This window comes from Candidatus Hydrogenedentota bacterium, assembly GCA_016791475.1.
Taxonomy (GTDB): domain Bacteria; phylum Hydrogenedentota; class Hydrogenedentia; order Hydrogenedentales; family JAEUWI01; genus JAEUWI01.
This window is the reverse complement of the sequence record JAEUWI010000288.1, coordinates 1-638: the sequence shown is the minus strand read 5'-3', so window position 1 is coordinate 638 and position 638 is coordinate 1. Positions and strand designations below refer to the sequence as shown.

The 638-nt window shown below is 67.6% G+C and carries 1 protein-coding gene; it reads left to right on the top strand.

Going from position 1 to position 638, the window contains the following annotated elements; translation table 11 throughout:
• Window positions 1-312: 312 nt before the first annotated feature.
• Window positions 313-638 (top strand): tail fiber protein (locus JNK74_29245; protein ID MBL7650263.1); only part of this gene is annotated, 326 nt, incomplete at its 3' end.

Genomic DNA, 638 nt, shown 5'->3' with positions numbered 1-638 from the left:
CGGCAATACGCGCACGGTCATCGGCCTGATGTGCAGCCGGCTCAAGGCCGAGCACGTCCGCCGCACCCGACTCCTTCGCGCAGCGCGTTGCCCAGGCCGAGGCGCGCATCGGCTCGACGTGCGCCTCGGCGACAGGCTGCAGGCGGTGCTCGAGTTCAGGTTGTCGAGGTTGCGAAGCAGGCTGCATTGCGGGGAAACCGGGGGCAAGTCGCCATTCCGCAAAAATTCTCATTTCGGCAGTGACAGCGTCGGTTTCCTTGCCTACTCTTCCGTGAGGCGCCAACCCTCGGGGCGCGGCATACGGAGGTTGTCATGGCTGATCCATTTCTGGGCGAGATCCGGGCCTTCGCCGGCAATTTCGCTCCCCTCGGGTGGGCGCTGTGTCAGGGGCAGCTTCTGCCCATCGCCCAGAACGACGCCTTGTTCGCGCTGATCGGGACGACCTATGGCGGTGACGGGCAAACCTCCTTTGCGCTGCCCAACCTCGCGGGCCGCATCCCCATCCATCAGGGTGCGGGGCCCGGCCTGACCCCGCGGGCGCTGGGGGAGGCGGGCGGCAGTGAAACCGTCGCCCTCGGCGTCCCGCAACTCCCCAGTCACAGCCACGTTGCGATTGGCGCCAACTCGGGTGCGGACAG